Source organism: Streptomyces sp. NBC_00582, from assembly GCF_036345155.1.
GTDB lineage: Bacteria > Actinomycetota > Actinomycetes > Streptomycetales > Streptomycetaceae > Streptomyces.
On record NZ_CP107772.1, the window covers coordinates 1,448,982 to 1,464,740 of the forward strand.

Below are 15,759 nucleotides of genomic sequence, written 5' to 3' on the forward strand. Positions count from 1 at the left end.
CCGTGTTCGCGTGCGCTCGTCACGCCACGTGCTCGCGTCACAGCAGGTGCTCCGGTCACAGCAGGGGAGATTCAGCGGTATGCGCATCGGTCTGCTCGGTACCGGCCCGTGGGCCGGGATGGTGTACGGCCCCGTCCTCGCCTCGCACGAGGGCCTCGACCTCACCGGAATCTGGGGCCGCCGCCCCGAGGCCGCCAAGGAACTGGCCGACCGTCATGGCACCCGTGCCTACGACGACGTCGACGCGCTCCTGGCGGACGTGGACGCGGTCGCCGTGGCGCTGCCGCCGGACGTCCAGGCCGACCTGGCGGTCCGGGCCGCGCGGGCGGGCCGGCACCTCCTGCTGGACAAGCCGGTCGCCACGACGCCGGCCGGCGCGCGGGCGGTGGCCGCGGCGGCCGAGGAGGCGGGGGTCGCCTCGGTCGTCTTCTTCACCACCCGGTACCTGACCGAGACCGCCGACTGGATATCCGCGCAGGCGGAGGCCGGGGGCTGGTTCACCGGGCACGCCCGGTGGCTGGGCTCGGTGTTCGCCGAGGACGGCGACAGTCCGTTCGCCACGCCCTGGCGGCGGGCCAAGGGCGCCCTGTGGGACGTGGGCCCGCACGCCCTGTCGGTGCTGCTGCCGGTCCTCGGCGACGTGCGGCGGGTGACCGCCGCCGGACCCGGCCCCCGGGACACCGTCCACCTGGTCCTGGAGCACACCGGCGGCGCCTCCAGCACGGTCACGCTCAGCCTGACGGCCCCGCCCGCCGCGTCGGGGGCGACCGTCGAGCTGTACGGCGACGGCGGGACCGTACGCCTCCCCGAACCCACCGGCAGCGCCGCCGACGCCCTGTCCCGGGCCGCGGACGAGCTCCTCGCCTCGGCCGCGAACGGGCAGGCGCACCCGTGCGACGCCGCGTTCGGGGTGCGGGTCACCGAGATCCTCGCCGACGCCGAGGCGCTGCTGGCCCCGGGCGCCGGCGAGCCGCGCTGATCAGCTCGGTGCGAAGTTCGCCCGCTCCCGTACGACCGGGTAGCCGGCCCGGGTGAAGTGGGCGGCCATCGGGAAGTTGCCCTGGTCGGTGGCGGCGGCGATGAACTCCGCGCCCCGTTCGACGAGATGGTGGGTGCACTCGGCGAGCAGGTCGTAGGCGTAGCCGTGGCCGCGGTGCTCCGGCAGGACGCCGATGAAGCCGACGCAGGGGCCGGAGGGGTTGTGGGCCGGGATGTGGATCCCGGCCAGGTCGCCCTCGGGGGTGCGGGCGACCTGCCACCACTCGCGCGGGGACGGGCACCAGCGGAAGAAGTCCAGCTCCTCCTGGGCGGCCTGGTCGAGTCCGCCCTCCGCGACGGCCTTGCGGGCGTGGGCGTCGAGGGTGACGGAGTGGATGCGGCGCAGCGCGTCGAAGAACACCGCGTCGTCGGGTTCGGGCGCGAAGGTCAGCCGGCCGGGACGCTCGGGCAGTCCGCACGACGGGGTCCAGCGGTAGACGAAGCGCTCCACGAGCAGGGTCTGGCCGGCGGCACGGGCGGCGGCGTGGCGGGTCTCGGCGGCGGCCCGCAGGGCCGGGTCCTCGCGCCAGCCGCCGGGCAGGACCAGTTCCAGACCGACCTGCCAGGGTGCGGTGCGCAGGAGTTCGGCGCCCGCCTCCTCCTCGCCGTCGGCGAAGTCGAACCACTCGACGGTGAGCGGTTCGGTGTCGTCGGGCCCGCCCCACCAGGCGGCGCGGGCGACGACCCGTCCGTCGCGCAGGGCGACCCGCTTCCAGTGCGGCCGGTAGGTGGCGTTGCGGAACGCCTCGGCGTTGCCCAGCGGGTCGGGCAGGGTGTCGAACAGATGGGCGTCGCGCTCGTCGAGCGCGCGGATGACCAGATCGGTCAAGGGATTCCTCCGGGAGGCGAATGACGTGAGGCGCTCCCGGGCGTCGGACGAGGGGTCAGACGCGGCACGCCGGGGTCACGGAACGGGAGCGCGGGATGCGTGAGAGCTTCATCGGCGCTCGCCTCCTTCCGTGGTGTCCGGGCGTGCGGTCACACCGTAGAAGATCGTCCGCCGGGGCGTCCACCTCTTTTCCCGGCGTGCGCATGCCGGTGGCGGGGTGGAGCGTGGTGGTGTGGCAGGAGTGGACGGGGAGCGGCGGGGCTGGCTGCGGGGCGCGCCGCCGCCGCGCTGGGTGCGGGCGCTGCCGATCGCGCTGATCACGGCCGTGTGCGTCGCCACCCTGGTCAGTCCCGACCCCCTGGACATCGGCTTCCTGCTCGGCGCGATCCCGCCCCTCGCGGTCCTGTCGTACGGGCCGGTGGCGACCGCCGTGCTGGGCGCGGTCGTGGTGGTCATGCTGAACGTACCGGCGTTCCGGCTGGACGATCCGGGGCAGACGGACCTGCTGACGATCTGTTTCGTCGCCGTGCTGAGTGTGTTCGTGGCGTTCGTGCGCAGCCGCCGGGACGTGCAGCTGGACGTGGAGCGCACCATCGCGGAGGCGGCGCAGCAGGCCGTGGTGCCGGCGGTGCCGGAGCGGGTGGGACGGGTGCGCTGCGCGGGCCTGTACCGGGCGGCCGAGCGCGGGACGCTGGTCGGCGGCGACTTCTTCGACGTACGGGACAGCGCGCACGGGGTGCGGGCGGTGCTGGGCGACGTACAGGGGCACGGGCTGGCGGCGATCGCGACGGTGGCGTCCCTGATGGGGGCGTTCCGGGAGGCGGTGCTCGACCAGCCGTCGCTGGAGGCGGTGGCGGCCCGGCTGGACCGGCGGCTGGCGGTGGACTCGGCGCGGGTGCCGCACGCGGAGCTGTTCGCGACGGCGGTGCTGCTGGAGTTCACGCCGGGCGCGGACGCCGTACGGGTGGTGGTGTGCGGGCATCCGCCGCCGGTGCTGCTGCGCGACGGTACGGCGACGGAGGTGGCGGTCACCCCGGGGGCGCCGCTGGGCCTGGACCTGCCGGACGCGCCCCGGCCCGGTGGGCTCCTGCTGCCGCTGTGCGCCGGTGACCGGCTGTTCCTCGCCTCGGACGGGGTGTGGGAGGCGAGGAACACCGCGGACGTGTTCTATCCGCTGACCGACCGGCTCCCCGGCCTCACCGCGGGCGCGGACCCGGCGACGACGGCCGTGCGGGTCTGGGCCGATGTCCTACGGCACTCCCCCGCCGTCCGCGACGACGTCACGATGCTCGTCCTCGCGCCCTGGAGTCCGGACCGGTGAGGGTCTCCGCGTCGCCCTCGGCGTCGATGTGCGGCAGGATCCGGTCCAGCCAGCGGGGAGTCCACCAGGCCTTCTCCCCCAGCAGCGTCATCACGGCCGGCACCATGAGCAGCCGGACCACGGTGGCGTCGATCAGCACGCTGACGGCGAGGCCCAGACCCAGCATCTTGACGACGATGTTGTCGCTGATGATGAACGCGGCGAAGACGCTCACCATGATCAGGGCGGCGCAGGTGATGACCCGGGCGGTGATCTCCAGCGCGTGGGCGACGGAGTCCTTGGCGTCGCCGGTGCGCAGCCAGGCCTCGTGGACGCGGGAGAGCAGGAAGATCTCGTAGTCCATGCTGAGGCCGAAGATGATCGCGAACATCATCATCGGCACATAGCTCTCGATGGGCACGTCGCCGTGGACGCCCAGCGCGGGGCCGCCCCAGCCCCACTGGAAGACGGCGACGACCACGCCGTACGAGGCCGTGATGGACAGGACGTTGAGGACGGCGGCCTTGACCGCGACGAGGAGGCCGCGGAAGACGGCGAGGATGATCAGGAAGGCGAGGCCGACGACCACGCAGATGATCAGCGGCAGCCGGCTGGCGACGATGTCGCGGAAGTCGACCTGTGCGGCGGTGGTCCCGGTGACGTAGCCGTGGGCGTCGTAGCCGGAGACCGCGTCGGGCAGGGTCGTGTCCTTGAGCCGGTTCACCAGGTCGGTGGTGGTGGCGTCCTGCGGGGCCTTGGTCGAGTAGACGGTGCCGACCAGGACGTCGCCGTCCTGGGTGGCCGTCAGCGGGGTGACGGTGGCCGCGTCGGGCACGGCGTTCAGCGTCTTCTGGGCCTGCGACTGGAGGTCGGAGCGTTTGTCCGAGGGGACGGACGTCTGGTCGACGACGACGGTGAGGGGCCCGTTGGAGCCGGGTCCGAAGGCGTCGGTCATGAGGTCGTAGGCGCGCCGGTCGGTGAAGGAGGTCGGGTCGGCTCCGTCGCCGATGTGGCCGAGCTGGATGGAGAAGACGGGGATGGCGAGGATCGCGATCACGGCGACGCCGGCGCCGAGGTACTGCCAGGGTCTGCGCTCGACGCGCTTGGCGTAGCGGTGCCAGGTGCCGTGGGGGGTGGTGCCCGGTTCGGCGTCGGTCTCGGCGACGGGTCTGCGGACGTGCCAGCGGTCGATGTGGTGGCCGATGAGGCCGAGCAGGGCGGGGACGAGGGTGAGGGCGCCGACGACGGCGGAGATCACGGTGATGGCCGCGGCGAGGCCGAGTTTGCCGATGAAGGACACCCCGGACGCGTACAGGCCCATCAGCGCGATGATCACGGTCGTGCCGGAGACCAGGACGGCACGTCCGCTGGTGGCCGTGGCGTGTCCGGCGGCCTCGGCGGGATCGGCGCCGTCCATCAGGTTCTGCCGGTGCCGGGTGATCAGGAACAGGGCGTAGTCGATGCCCACGCCGAGGCCGATCATGGTGGCGAGGGTCGGTGAGACGGTCGCGAAGGTGAACGCGGCGGCCAGCAGGCCGAGGATGGCGAGTCCGCCGACGACCCCGATCAGCGCGGTGATCAGGGGCAGACCGGCCGCGATGACACTGCCGAAGCCGATGAGCAGGACGACGACGGCGACCGCGAAGCCGATCGCCTCGCTGAGGTAGTCGTTGGCCTTGGGGCGGGCCAGTTCGCCGAGCGTGCCGCCGTACTCGACGTCGGCGCCGGCCGCCCGCAGCGGCTGCACGGCTTTGTCCACGCCGTTCAGGTAGTCGTCGCCGAGGGTGTTGGGCTGTTCGTCGAAGCGGACGGTGATGTAGCCGGTCTTGCCGTCGCTCGACACGGGCCCGACCTTGGTCGGGCTCTGCGAGAGGGGGTTCTGCGCCGACAGGACATGGGGCAGCTTCTGCAGATCGTCGACCGTGGTCGACATCTGCGAGCTCAGCGCGCTCAGGGGCTGCTTGTCGTCCCGCATGACGATCTGTGCGCTGTATCCGCCGGCCTGCGGGTCGTGCTCCTGGAGGACCTCGAGGCCCTTCTGGGACTGGGTGTCCGAGAGCTGGAAGTTGTCCTCGTAGGTACCGCCGACGGCGCGGTCGATCAGCTGGAGGGCGACCAGGGCCACGAGCCAGGCGATGATGACGAACAGGAAGTGGCGGGCGCACCAGGCGCCGAGTCTGCGCAGTACCCCGCGTCGCGGTGTCCCGGCGGTGGTGGGTGCCATGGGGCCATTACACGCCCGTGCGATCTTCTCGGCATCTCGGAGGTCATGGGCATGAGGTGATCGGGATTGCAGGGCGCGCCGGGAGGATGAATGGTGTTAGTACATTCCTTCGGACGCGAGGAGCAGACACCATGCCGACGTCACCGCAGGACGCCGCCCGGCCCTCCCCGGACCGCGTCACCCCGGACAGCCTGCTCCACACGCGCACCGGCACCGAGGTGTCGCCGGAGGACATGGTCCTGGCCACGGGCAGGGACCTCACCCCGCGCAACCTCGAGTGGGCCAAGCGCAAGCTGGCCGAGGAGGGCCCGAGCGCGATCGAGAAGCTGCTGCCGTAGATCCTTCTGTGTGCCTTCCCCGGGGCCCGTGTCGCTGTCACACTGCGGAGGGTGCCCGACTTCGACATGCTCGTCCTCGGATCAGGTCCCGGCGGTCAGAAGGCCGCCATCGCCGCGGCCAAACTGGGCCGCCGCGTCGCCGTCGTCGACCGCCCCGACATGGTCGGCGGGGTCTCCCTCCACACCGGAACCATCCCCTCCAAGACCCTGCGCGAGGCGGTGCTGTACCTCACCGGTCTCACCCAGCGCGATCTGTACGGACAGAGCTACCGGCTGAAGGAGGACATCACCGTCGCCGATCTGACCGCGCGCACCCAGCATGTGGTGGGCCGTGAGATCGACGTCATCCGCAGCCAGTTGTCCCGCAATCACGTCTCCCTGTTCTCCGGCACCGGCCGGTTCGTCGACGACCACACCGTCGCGCTGCGCGAGGTCACCGGGCAGGAGCGGACGATCGGCGCCGAGCACATCGTCATCGCCACCGGGACGCGGCCGGCCCGGCCGCAGAGCGTGGAGTTCGACGGGCGGACCATCCTGGACTCCGACAACGTCCTGACGATCGAGCGGGTCCCGCGGTCCATGGTGATCGTGGGCGCCGGGGTGATCGGCATGGAGTACGCCTCGATGTTCGCCGCGCTCGGCAGCAAGGTCACCGTGGTGGAGAAGCGGGCCGGGATGCTCGACATGTGCGACGTCGAGGTCATCGAGTCGCTCAAGTACCATCTGCGCGACCTCGCGGTCACCTTCCGGTTCGGGGAGACCGTCGCCGCCGTGGAGCGGCACCAACGGGGCACGCTGACCGTACTGGCCAGCGGCAAGAAGATACCGGCGGACGCCGTGATGTACTCGGCCGGCCGGCAGGGTCTGACGGACGAACTCGACCTCGGCAGGGCGGGGTTGGCGGCGGACCCGCGCGGCCGGATCGAGGTCGACGAGCACTACCGCACCCGGGTGCCGCACATCTACGCCGTCGGGGACGTCATCGGCTTCCCGGCGCTGGCGGCGACCTCGATGGAGCAGGGCCGGGCCGCCGCGTACCACGCCTGCGGGGAACCGGTCGCGCGGATGCACGACCTCCAGCCGATCGGGATCTACACCATCCCGGAGATCAGCTTCGTGGGGCGGACGGAGGACCAGCTCACCGAGGACAGCGTGCCGTTCGAGGTGGGCGTCGCGCGCTACCGGGAGCTGGCCCGCGGGCAGATCATCGGGGACGCGCACGGCATGCTGAAGCTGCTGGTCTCGCCCGAGGACCGCCGGCTCCTCGGCGTGCACTGCTTCGGGACCGGGGCGACGGAACTGATCCACATCGGGCAGTCGGTGATGGGGTGCGGCGGCACGGTCGACTATCTGGTCGACGCGGTGTTCAACTACCCGACGCTGGCGGAGTCGTACAAGGTCGCGGCCCTCGACGCCACCAACCGGCTGCGGCAGCTGGACCGGATCGGGGACTGACCGACGGCCGGTCACTCCTCCACGATGTGCACGGCGGCCTCCTCGGCGCCCGCCGCCCCGCCGTCGATCCCCTTGTCCTCGGCGATCTCCTCCTTCACGGTGGCGGGGTGGGCGCCCTCGTCGGGGGCGACCAGACGGCCGGCGCGGGCGTCGCCCGCCTCGGGGTCCAGCGGCTCCCCCTCGCCGCCCGGGAGGTCGCCGATGCCGTCCCCGGCGGGCGGGGAGACGTCCGGGACCTCCTGCGCCAGCCGCTGGTCGAGGGTCTCGCCGTCGCGCTGTTCGGCCGCGGTGGTCCCGTGCCGGGTCACGCCGAGCGGCTTCTCGGGCGGCGAGAAGCCCTCGTCCAGGATGTCGTCGTAGGTACGCTCGTCCACGGCGTCCTGGAGGTCGAGCGGGCCGGCGTCCTCCTGCTCCTCGTTCGTGCCGGTCGGCTGGTAGGCGTCGTCGCCCATCGGCGCGCGCTCGGTGCTCATGGGGGGCCTCCCTCGTGTTCCGGGCTGCTCGGACCCCGTCCGCGTTTCCCGTGAGGGGCGCTCCAATCCCCTGCCGGGCCTCGTCCGGGGAGGGGGCGCGCACGAGGGGGCGCACATTACCCACCCGTCAATCTTGAAAGCTCAAGAGGTGGGGTTATCATCACACGCACACTCGGTGTGACCGTTCCGCGACGCTGACGGAACGCCAACCGCCGTGGCTTTCCCCGTCGACGTTTCCCGAGGCCAACCCTTCGGTGCCCGGCGGCGCTCCACCCACACCCCCCATGTGCACGACGGAAAGCAGCACGAGCATGAGCAACAGCACCGGAAGAGGGCTGCAGGCGAACGTCCTCGGCACCTTCGACACGGTGGTGATGGCGGTCGCGGGCAGTGCCCCGGCGTACTCCATCGCCGCCACGACGGCTGTCCTGGTCGGCGCGGTGGGCCTGGCCAGCCCGGCGGCGCTGCTGTACTGCGCGATACCGATGCTGGGCATCGCGCTCGCGTTCAGCCGGCTGAGCCGGATCGACGTCAACGCGGGAGCCAGCTACTCCTGGGTGGGCCGGACCCTCCACCCGTTCCTCGGTTTCCTCAGCGGCTGGGCGCTCGTCGTCTCGGCCACGATCTTCATGGTGGCGGGCTCGCTGCCGGCCGGCTCGATGACCCTCGCCCTCTTCGACGAGGGCCTCGCCGACAACACCGCGCTGTCGACGGTGGTGGGGGCGGCCTGGTTCGTCGTGATGCTGGCCGTGGTGCTGGGCGGGGCCCGGCTCACCGTGCGGGCGCAGCTCATCATGTCCGGGGTGGAGCTGGCGATCCTGGCGCTGTTCGCGGTGCTCGCCTGCTTCCACACCGAGAACAACGCGCTGCCGTTCGACTGGTCCTGGTTCGGGTTCAGCCACTTCGACGGGGTCTCCGGCTTCGCCTCGGGCGCCCTGGTCGCGGCGTTCTACTACTGGGGCTGGGACGTCACCAGCAACCTCAGCGAGGAGACCCGCAACAGCCGCCGGACGACCGGTCTCGCGGGCCTGGTCGGCGTCGGGATCGTGTTCCTGCTCTTCGAGGTGTTCACCATCGCGGTGAACGTCATCATGAGCGCCCAGCAGATCGAGGACAACGGCGCCAACGTCCTGGCCGCGCTCGGCGAGGAGCTGATCCCGGGCTGGGGCGGCAAGCTGCTGATCGTCGCGGTGATGCTCTCCACGATCGCCACCCTGGAGACCACGCTCATCCAGGTCACCCGCTCGCTGTTCGCGATGGGCCGCGACCGTACGATGCCGTCCGCGCTCGGCCGGGTGCACCGCACCTGGAACACGCCGTGGATCGCGATCGCGGTCGTCGGCGGGGTGGCGCTGATGATGTTCGTGGCGTCCAACGCGCTGGGCTCGGTGGGTGACATCCTCGGCGACGCGATCTCGGCGATCGGTCTGCAGATCGCCGTCTACTACGGTCTCGCCGGACTCGCGGCGGTCGTGGCCTACCGCAAGACGCTGCTGCGGTCGCCGTCGGACTTCCTGCTCGGCGGGGTGTGGCCGCTGTTCGGCGCGGTGTTCATGTTCTGGATCTTCGCGGAGTCGCTCGGCGAGCTGGAGCCGGCGGCCATCGCCATCGGCATCGGCGGTCTCGCCGTCGGGCTGGTGCCGATGCTCTGGTACTGGCGACAGGGCAGCGACTACTACCGCCCGGCCCGGCTGGACGCCTCGCGGACCGTCGAGGCCGACTACGCGCCCGACGGGCACGCGGCCGCGCACTCCACCGCGTACGAGGGTCTCCCCACCGACTTCTGAGGAGATCGAGGCCGATGGCGCGCGACCGCTTCACTCCCGAGTTCGACCCCGACTGCGGGGACGTGTCCCTCTCCTCCGCCCGGCACGACATCGTCATCGGCCGCTGGCAGGGGCTGCGGGAACTGCTGCGCACGACCGGCCCGGACTGGCTCGCCCGAGGCCACCGGGTGCGGCTGCTGGCGCAGGTCTGCGCGGGCAGTTCGACGGTGGAGACCTGGCTGGCCGCCGAGCCGCAGAGCGCGGACGCGCTCGTGCTGCGGGCGGCCACGGAGACCGCACGGGCGTTCAACCTGGCCATCTCCGCGGGCCGGGGGGTGGCGATCGACCAGCAGCGGATCGACGCGGCGGTGCTGGCGTGTCTGTCGGCGGCCGAGGCGTACCCGGCCGATCCCACCCCGTGGGTCTCGCTGATCTCGGTGGCCCGGCTCTACCCGTCCGGGGTGCGCCGGCAGGAACTGGCGCGCTGGTGGGACGAGTTGCACCGGCGCGACCCGTACAGCATGGAGGGACACCTCCAGGTGCTGCACTACTACTCCGCCCGCTGGCACGGGTCGCACGGGCTGATGTACGACTTCGCCCGCGACGCGGCCGGGGTGGCGCCGCCGGGCTGTCCGCTGCCGGTCCTGGTGCAGTACGCCCGGGTCGAGGAGTACCGGTACGCCGTCGACACCACCCAGGGCCGACCGGCCCGGGTGGGTCTCGCGCAGCACTGGAACAACGACGGGGCGGTCAGCGACGTGCGGCGCACGTGGGAGCGGTGGATCACCGGGCGGCCGGACACGGTCGTGGCGCCCGGTGAGCTGCGGGACTTCAACTACCTTGCCCATGCGGCCTGTTGGGCCGACGTGGGGGATGTGGCCTCGCCGTTGCTGCGGGTGCTCGGGCGGCGGGCCACGCGGACGCCGTGGTCCTATACGGGGGATCCCGAGCAGCAGATCACGCGGTGGCGCAAGGAGTGGGTCGTTCGGTCCTGAGTACGGGGTGCGGGTGGTGTGGGGCTGGTCGCGCGGTTCCCCGCGCCCCTCGAGGGGCGCCACCTGTCACGGTGTCGCATGCGGGCCGTCGGGGCGGTGGGTTCGGTGGGCGACCATCTCTCGGGTCAGAGTCTCCGTCTCGTCCTCCGGGAGACGTTCGAAGCCTTCCTCCGTGATGAGGGAGACGATCGGGAAGATGCGGCGGTTGATGTCCGGGCCGCCGGTGGCCGAGTCGTCGTCCGCCGCGTCGTAGAGGGCCTGGAGTGCCGTGAGGGCCGCCTCGCGGCGGGTCATGTCCGGCCGGAACAGCTTCTTCAGGGCTCCCCTGGCGTACGGGGAGCCCGAGCCCTCGGCGTGGAAGGGGGCCTTCTCGTAGAGCCCGCCGGCCACGTCGAAGCTGAAGATACGGCCCCTGGCGCCCTCGGGTGCGGAGAAGTCGTAGCCCGCGAGGAGGGGGACGACGGCGAGGCCCTGCATGGCCTGGCCGAGGTTCTGCCGGATCATCGTGGCGAGGCGGCGGGCCTTCGCGCCGAGGGTCATCGCGACGCCCTCGACCTTCTCGAAGTGGGTGAGCTCGACCTGGTACAGCTTCACCATGTCCAGGGCGAGCCCGACGGTGCCGGCGAAGGCGACGGCGGTGTGGTCGTCGGCCGGGTGCACCTTCTCCAGGTCGCGCTGGGCGATCAGGTTGCCCATGGTGGCGCGGCGGTCGCCCGCGATCAGGACGCCGTCGCGGTAGGAGAGGGCGAGGACGGTGGTGCCGTGCGGGAACGCGTCGGGGGCGGCGCGTACGCCGTCGGGGAACGGCGGGCGGGTGGGGAGCAGTCCGGGACGGTGCGCCGCCAGGAACTCGGTGAAGGACGAGCCCCCCGGCGTGAAGAACTCCTCACCCAGCCGGCCCTCGTGTCCTCGCTCCGCCGCCATGCCGCTCCCCCTCGCCCGTCGCCGTCACCGACATCCCCTACCTACCTGGGCACGGCGGCCGGGAAACACGTGTACTGCTCAACGGCTCTTCGGTGCCCGGTGCGGCGGCTGGGCCGGCTCCTGGCGGATCGTCAGGGGCGGCACCGCGCGCACCACCGGGCCGTCCCCGTTCACGGTGAGCGGTGTGCCGTGGTGGCGAATCGTCAGGGGGCCGCCGGACAGGAGGGTGTACGTCGCCTTCTCCGGGCCGATCTCCACGCGCAGTCGGCTGCCGAGGAGCTGGACGCTGAAGGCGAGCCGGCTGAACCGCTCCGGCAGACGGGGCGCGAAGCGCAGGCTGGTGCCGTCGCGGCGCAGCCCGCCGAAGCCCGCGACCAGGGCCGTCCAGGTCCCGGCGAGGGAGGCGATGTGCAGCCCGTCGCGGGTGTTGTCCTCCAGGTCGGCCAGGTCCATCAGGGCGGCCTCGGCCGTGTAGTCGTAGGCGAGGCGCAGATGGCCGGCCTGTGCGGCGATGACGGCCTGGCAGCACGCGGACAGGGAGGAGTCGCGGACGGTCAGGGACTCGTAGTAGGCGAAGTTGCGGGCGAGCTGTTCGTCGTCGAAGTGGCCGCCGCAGGTGTACATCGCGAGAACCAGGTCGGCCTGTTTGACGACCTGCTTGCGGTAGAGGTCGAAGTACGGGAAGTGCAGCAGGAGCGGGTACTGGTCGGGGCGGGTGCCGGCGAAGTCCCAGTGCTGGTAGCGGGTGAAGCCGGCGTGCTGTTCGTGGACGCCGAGCTCGTGGTTGAAGGGCAGGTGCACCGCCTCGGCCGCGTCCCGCCAGGCGGCGCTCTCCTCCTCGTCCACCCCGAGCCGGGCGGCCTCCTCGGGGTGGCGCTCGATCGCGTCGGCGGCGGCGAGGAGGTTAGCGCGGGCCATCAGGTTGGTGTACGTGTTGTCGTCAGCGACCGCGCTGTACTCGTCGGGGCCGGTGACACCGTCGATGTGGAAGGTGCCGTGGGTGTCGTGGTGGCCGAGCGAGCGCCACAGCCGGGCGGTCTCCACCAGCAGCTCGACCCCCGTGGACCGTTCGAATTCGATGTCGCCCGTGGCCGCGACATAGCGCACGACGGCGTCGGCGATGTCGGCGTTGACGTGGAACGCGGCGGTGCCGGCCGGCCAGTACGCGGAGCCCTCGGAGCCCTCGATGGTCCGCCAGGGGAACGCGGCGCCGCTCAGGCCGAGCTGGGCGGCCCGCTCCCGGGCGGCGGGCAGGGTGTTCTGCCGCCAGCGCAGGGCCTCGGCGACGGCGCCGGGCGCGGTGTAGGTGAGCAGGGGCAGCACGAACGTCTCGGTGTCCCAGAAGGCGTGTCCGTCGTAGCCGGAGCCGGTCAGGCCCTTGGCGGGGATGGCGCGCTGCTCGGCGCGGGCGCCCGCCTGGAGCACGTGGAAGAGGGCGAAGCGGACGGCCTGCTGGATCTCCTCGTCGCCGTCGACCTCGACGTCCGCGCGGGCCCAGAAGTCGTCGAGGCACTCCTTCTGCTCGTCGAGGAGGCCCTGCCAGCCGCTGTGTCCGGCGGCGGCGAGGGCGGCCTCGACCTGGTCGCTCATCGCGGGCCGGGAGCGGGCGCCGGACCAGCCGTGCGCGACGAGCTTCTCCACGCGCAGCTTCTCGCCGGGCTCCAGCACGGAGGTGACGGTCAGCCGGGCCACGTCCACGTTGCTCTCGCTGCTCGTCGTGGTCCGCTCGGGCCCGGTGACGGTGTGGTCGGCGGCGACGGCCACCCGCAGCCCGCTGCGCTTCGTCCGGTGCACCAGACGCAGCCGGTTGCCGACGGCGACGTCCTCCTCGGGCTCCAGAGGCGACTTCAGGGCGCGGGCGGCGCGCGGGTCGCCGTTCGGGTCGGGCAGGCTCTCGTTGGCGACGAGCTCGGACTGGATCACCACCCGGGAGCGGGAGCCGACGGCCTCCACCTCGTAGGCGACGGCGGCGACGGCCCGCTGGGTGAGGGAGACCAGCCGGGTCGAGCGCACCCGGACCGTGGTGCCGGCCGGGGAGGTCCACTCGCAGCTGCGCTCCAGGACGCCGCGGCGCAGGTCCAGCACCCGCTCGTGGGCGACGAGGCGGCCGTAGCGCAGGTCGAACGGCTCGTCGTCGACGAGCAGCCGCAGCACCTTGCCGTTGGTGACGTTGATGACGGTCTGCCCGGACTCCGGGTAGCCGTAGCCCGCCTCCGCGTAGGGCAGGGGGTGCAGTTCGTGGACGCCGTTGAGGTAGGAGCCGGGCAGGCCGTGCGGTTCGCCCTCGTCGAGGTTGCCGCGCCAGCCGACGTGGCCGTTGGACAGGGCGAAGACCGACTCGCTCTGCGCGAGGACGTCGAGACTCAGCGCCGTCTCGCGCACGCTCCACGGTTCCACGGTGTACGAACGGTGCGTGATCACGCGCGTCCTCCCAGCTCGGCGAGGTCCTCGACGACGACGTCGGCGCCGTGCGCGTACAGCGCGTCGGTCTGTCCGACGCGGTCAACGCCCACGACGTACCCGAAGTTCCCCGCCCGCCCTGCGTCCATCCCGGCCAGCGCGTCCTCGAAGACGGCCGCCCGCGCCGGGGTGACGCCGAGATCGCGGGCGGCGGCGAGGAAGGTGTCCGGGCGCGGCTTGCCCGGGAGCCCCCGCTCGGCCGCCACGACCCCGTCGACGCGGGTGTCGAAGAGGTGCTCGGCGCCGATGGAGTGCAGGACGTCCTTGGTGTTGGCGCTGGAGGAGACGACGGCCGTGCGCAGTCCCCGCGCGCGGGCCGCCTCGATGTAGCGCAGGGTGCCCTCGTAGGGCTGGACGCCCTCGGTGCGGATCCTCTCCAGGAGGAGTTCGTTCTTGCGGTTGCCGAGGCCGTGGACGGTGGGGGCGTCGGGCGGGTCGTCGGGACCGCCCTCGGGCAGCCGGATGTCCCGGGAGGCGAGGAAGGTGCGCACGCCGTCGGCGCGCGGGCGGCCGTCCACGTACCGGTCGTAGTCCTCGCCCGCGTCGAACGGCCGGAACCCGTCGCCCTCGCGGGACCGCAGGAAGGCGTCGAAGGTGTCCTTCCAGGCGGCCGCGTGCACCACGGCCGTCCGGGTGACGACCCCGTCGAGGTCGAAGAGGCAGGCCTGGATGGCTTCGGGGAGGCCGAGCGTCGTCGTCATACAGGGTCCGGTTCCCCGGGAACGGCCCGCCCAACGTCAGTCGTGCGGGAAGGAGTGGTGTTCGTGCGCGATCAGCCAGCGGCCGTGCTCCTTGCGCAGGCCGAAGGTGAGGCGCAGTCGCAGGGTGGGGCTCTCGGCGAGCTCCTGGGGTGTGCCGCAGCGCAGCAGGGCGTGGGCGTAGGCGACGTCGTGCCCCGCCGTGACGTCGAGGGTGTCGACGTCGAAGCGGGCGCCCTGGGCCTGCCAGGCGAAGAACGGCGGCCAGCAGGCGCGGTAGGCGGCCAGGCCGCGGATGCCCTCGTGCGGTGCCGGTACGTCGTACATGACGAGGTCCTCGGCGTGGCCGGCGAGGACGGTGTCGAGGTCCCCGCGGTGGACGGCGTCGGCCCAGCGGGTGATCAGGGCGCGGATCTGTGCCTCGTCGTCGGACACGGTCGCCCTCCTTTCCCTCCCTGTCGATCTCTGTGGGTCTCCTTCCAGGAGACTGCGACACTCTGCTGTGTGCTCACTTTCGACGATCTGCTGCACCGGGCCCGTTCCCTCGCGGGGGCCGGCCGGTCGCGCGCGCTCCTCGGTATCGCCGGCAGTCCCGGCTCCGGCAAGACGACCCTCGCCGAGCGTCTGGTGCGGGAACTGAACGCGGGCGGCGAGCCGTGGGCGGCGCAGGTCCCGATGGACGGCTTCCACCTCGCCGACGTGGAGCTGGAGCGGCTGGGGCGCCGTGACCGCAAGGGCGCGCCGGACACCTTCGACGCGGCCGGGTACGCGGCGCTGCTGCGGCGGCTGAAGGAGGACACCGGCGACGTGGTCTACGCGCCGGGTTTCGAGCGGGTGCTGGAGCAGCCGATCGCGGGGGCGATAGCGGTGGAGCCGGCCGCCCGTCTGGTCGTCACCGAGGGGAACTACCTCCTGCTCGGCACGGGGGCGTGGGCCCGCGTGCGGGCCGAGCTGGACGAGGTGTGGTTCGTCGAGACGGACGAGGAGGACCGGGTCCGCCGGCTGATCGCGCGGCACGAGGAGTTCGGCAAGGGGCACGAGGAGGCGGTGGCGTGGGTGATGCGCAGCGACCAGCGCAACGCCGAACTGGTGGCGGCCACCCGGGAACGCGCCGATCTGCTGGTCGCCTCGAGCGTCAGCGGCCCGCGTTAGCTTCGGGAGCGTGGGCGTCAGCTTCGGGAGCGTGAGCGTCAGCTTCGGGAGCGTGGGCGTCCCGGAGCGCCCGTGCGCGCCGCGCCCGGCCGCCCGTCCGCCGCGGG

General features: G+C 72.5%; 14 protein-coding genes. 7 read left to right on the forward strand and 7 right to left on the reverse strand.

Features of this window, described 5'->3' with window-relative positions; all coding sequences use genetic code 11:
* Nucleotides 1-79 precede the first annotated feature (79 nt).
* Nucleotides 80-979, forward strand: a complete 900-nt coding sequence (locus OG852_RS05925; RefSeq protein WP_330347285.1) for a Gfo/Idh/MocA family protein — start codon at nt 80-82, stop codon at nt 977-979.
* Here the strand turns inward: OG852_RS05925 and OG852_RS05930 are convergent, their stop codons facing one another.
* Nucleotides 980-1,867 carry a GNAT family N-acetyltransferase gene (locus tag OG852_RS05930; RefSeq protein WP_330347286.1) on the reverse strand — a complete coding sequence of 296 codons (888 nt, stop codon included), beginning with the start codon at nt 1,865-1,867 and terminating at the stop codon, nt 980-982.
* 232 nt (nt 1,868-2,099) lie between these two features.
* Here OG852_RS05930 and OG852_RS05935 point away from each other — a divergent pair, with 232 nt between their 5' ends.
* A complete protein-coding gene (locus tag OG852_RS05935; protein WP_330347287.1) occupies nt 2,100-3,188 on the forward strand; it encodes a PP2C family protein-serine/threonine phosphatase in 1,089 nt (362 codons plus the stop codon).
* Here OG852_RS05935 and OG852_RS05940 read toward each other — a convergent pair.
* On the reverse strand, nt 3,148-5,391 hold the full coding sequence (locus OG852_RS05940) for an MMPL family transporter (protein ID WP_330347288.1): 2,244 nt from the start codon (nt 5,389-5,391) through the stop codon (nt 3,148-3,150). The genes OG852_RS05935 and OG852_RS05940 overlap by 41 nt on opposite strands.
* Nucleotides 5,392-5,522: 131 nt before the next feature.
* On the opposite strand from OG852_RS05940, the gene OG852_RS05945 reads away from it, so the two are divergent.
* Nucleotides 5,523-5,729, forward strand: a complete 207-nt coding sequence (locus OG852_RS05945) for a hypothetical protein (RefSeq protein ID WP_133915965.1) — start codon at nt 5,523-5,525, stop codon at nt 5,727-5,729.
* Nucleotides 5,730-5,780: 51 nt separating this feature from the next.
* The gene (gene sthA / locus OG852_RS05950) at nt 5,781-7,184 is read left to right on the forward strand and encodes a Si-specific NAD(P)(+) transhydrogenase (protein WP_133915964.1); all 1,404 of its coding nucleotides are present in this window, start codon (nt 5,781-5,783) and stop codon (nt 7,182-7,184) included.
* Between the two features lie 11 nt (nt 7,185-7,195).
* On the opposite strand, the gene OG852_RS05955 is transcribed toward sthA, so the two are convergent.
* Nucleotides 7,196-7,657 (reverse strand): DUF5709 domain-containing protein, encoded by a 462-nt coding sequence (locus tag OG852_RS05955; RefSeq protein ID WP_133915963.1) that lies wholly within the window; start codon nt 7,655-7,657, stop codon nt 7,196-7,198.
* A 311-nt stretch (nt 7,658-7,968) separates the two neighbouring features.
* Between OG852_RS05955 and OG852_RS05960 the strand changes: the two genes are divergently transcribed.
* A complete protein-coding gene (locus tag OG852_RS05960) occupies nt 7,969-9,444 on the forward strand; it encodes an APC family permease (protein WP_133915962.1) in 1,476 nt (491 codons plus the stop codon).
* A gap of 14 nt (nt 9,445-9,458) precedes the next feature.
* Nucleotides 9,459-10,418: a hypothetical protein gene (locus OG852_RS05965; protein WP_133915961.1), complete on the forward strand. Its 960-nt coding sequence runs from the start codon at nt 9,459-9,461 to the stop codon at nt 10,416-10,418.
* Nucleotides 10,419-10,484: 66 nt separating this feature from the next.
* Here OG852_RS05965 and prcB read toward each other — a convergent pair whose 3' ends face one another.
* The 4 genes from prcB to OG852_RS05985 all read right to left on the reverse strand — a co-directional run bounded on the left by prcB (nt 10,485) and on the right by OG852_RS05985 (nt 14,935).
* Entirely contained in the window at nt 10,485-11,342 is an 858-nt protein-coding gene (gene prcB, locus OG852_RS05970) for a proteasome subunit beta (protein ID WP_133915960.1), read from the reverse strand.
* 78 nt (nt 11,343-11,420) lie between these two features.
* On the reverse strand, nt 11,421-13,763 hold the full coding sequence (locus tag OG852_RS05975) for a glycoside hydrolase family 65 protein (protein ID WP_133915959.1): 2,343 nt from the start codon (nt 13,761-13,763) through the stop codon (nt 11,421-11,423).
* Complete coding sequence (locus tag OG852_RS05980) at nt 13,760-14,503, reverse strand: HAD family hydrolase (RefSeq protein ID WP_133915958.1); 744 nt, start codon at nt 14,501-14,503, stop codon at nt 13,760-13,762. Before OG852_RS05980 ends, OG852_RS05975 begins: the two co-directional genes overlap by 4 nt.
* Nucleotides 14,504-14,539: 36 nt before the next feature.
* Nucleotides 14,540-14,935, reverse strand: coding sequence for a YybH family protein (locus tag OG852_RS05985; protein ID WP_133915957.1), 396 nt, complete (start codon nt 14,933-14,935; stop codon nt 14,540-14,542).
* Between the two features lie 69 nt (nt 14,936-15,004).
* Between OG852_RS05985 and OG852_RS05990 the strand changes: the two genes are divergently transcribed.
* Nucleotides 15,005-15,652: a nucleoside/nucleotide kinase family protein gene (locus OG852_RS05990; protein ID WP_133915956.1), complete on the forward strand. Its 648-nt coding sequence runs from the start codon at nt 15,005-15,007 to the stop codon at nt 15,650-15,652.
* Nucleotides 15,653-15,759 lie beyond the last annotated feature (107 nt).

Bases quoted from the DNA above. Each gene is read 5' to 3' on its own strand.
- OG852_RS05925 (WP_330347285.1), top strand. From the start codon at position 80: ATGCGCATCGGTCTGCTCGGTACCGGCCCGTGGGCCGGGATGGTGTAC.
- OG852_RS05940 (WP_330347288.1), bottom strand. From the start codon at position 5,391: ATGGCACCCACCACCGCCGGGACACCGCGACGCGGGGTACTGCGCAGA.
- OG852_RS05945 (WP_133915965.1), top strand. From the start codon at position 5,523: ATGCCGACGTCACCGCAGGACGCCGCCCGGCCCTCCCCGGACCGCGTC.
- OG852_RS05955 (WP_133915963.1), bottom strand. From the start codon at position 7,657: ATGAGCACCGAGCGCGCGCCGATGGGCGACGACGCCTACCAGCCGACC.
- OG852_RS05960 (WP_133915962.1), top strand. From the start codon at position 7,969: ATGAGCAACAGCACCGGAAGAGGGCTGCAGGCGAACGTCCTCGGCACC.
- OG852_RS05965 (WP_133915961.1), top strand. From the start codon at position 9,459: ATGGCGCGCGACCGCTTCACTCCCGAGTTCGACCCCGACTGCGGGGAC.
- prcB (WP_133915960.1), bottom strand. From the start codon at position 11,342: ATGGCGGCGGAGCGAGGACACGAGGGCCGGCTGGGTGAGGAGTTCTTC.
- OG852_RS05980 (WP_133915958.1), bottom strand. From the start codon at position 14,503: ATGACGACGACGCTCGGCCTCCCCGAAGCCATCCAGGCCTGCCTCTTC.